This window comes from Aliivibrio sp. 1S128, from assembly GCF_001691065.1.
GTDB lineage: Bacteria > Pseudomonadota > Gammaproteobacteria > Enterobacterales > Vibrionaceae > Aliivibrio.
In genome coordinates this window covers 1-723 of the sequence record NZ_MAJV01000184.1, presented here as the reverse complement: position 1 = coordinate 723, position 723 = coordinate 1, and the positions used below count along the sequence as shown (strand labels likewise).

The window sequence follows — 723 nt, the reverse complement described above, 5'->3', positions numbered from 1 at the left end:
TGTTATGCAGGCGTTAACTGTACAAAGCGAAAATTTCTAGCTTGCAAAAGTTCACATTGATGTTAACATTTGTGTATGAGAAATATTGATTTTTATACTACCGAAGACGGTAAATGTCCGATAGCTGAATTTTTAGATTCACTTTCGGGTAAGCAAGCGCAGAAAGTAGCTTGGGTACTTCAGTTAATTGAAGAATTGGACAAGATCCCAACGACTTACCTTAAAAAGCTGGTTAATACTGACAATATCTGGGAAGTGAGAGTACAAGTTGGTGGGAATATATTTCGTTTATTAGGCTTTTTTGATGGTGATAACTTAGTTGTTCTCAATCATGGTTTTCAAAAGAAAACACAAAAAACGCCACCAAAAGAAATCAAAATTGCAGAGAATCGTCGTAAAGACTATTTAGCGAGGAAATAATATGAGTGACTTTAAAAAATATTTAGCTAACCGTAAAGCAAGCGACATTGATTTTTCTGACGGATATGAAGAAGGTTACCAATCGTTTAAATTTGGTGCCTTGTTGAAAGAAGCGCGTAAAGATGCAGGGTTAACTCAGGTCGATCTAGCATCAAAGCTCCAGACACAAAAAAGTGCTATATCACGAATTGAAAACCATTCAGATGATGTTAAATTATCAACTCTTGAACGTTTTGCTTCAGCATTAGGTAAAAAATTAGAAATTCGCTTGGTGTAAGAAGTACAGTTAACAATCGCATCAAC

The 723-nt window shown here is 35.3% G+C and carries 2 protein-coding genes; both read left to right on the top strand.

Features of this window, described 5'->3' with window-relative positions; all coding sequences use genetic code 11:
- The first annotated feature begins 75 nt into the window (after positions 1-75).
- A complete protein-coding gene (locus tag A6E03_RS19680) occupies positions 76-420 on the top strand; it encodes a type II toxin-antitoxin system RelE/ParE family toxin (RefSeq protein ID WP_045103967.1) in 345 nt (114 codons plus the stop codon).
- A 1-nt stretch (position 421) separates the two neighbouring features.
- The gene (locus A6E03_RS19675; RefSeq protein ID WP_065594927.1) at positions 422-697 is read left to right on the top strand and encodes a helix-turn-helix transcriptional regulator; all 276 of its coding nucleotides are present in this window, start codon (positions 422-424) and stop codon (positions 695-697) included.
- Positions 698-723: the final 26 nt, after the last annotated feature.

Bases quoted from the DNA above. Each gene is read 5' to 3' on its own strand.
- A6E03_RS19680 (WP_045103967.1), top strand. From the start codon at position 76: ATGAGAAATATTGATTTTTATACTACCGAAGACGGTAAATGTCCGATA.
- A6E03_RS19675 (WP_065594927.1), top strand. From the start codon at position 422: ATGAGTGACTTTAAAAAATATTTAGCTAACCGTAAAGCAAGCGACATT.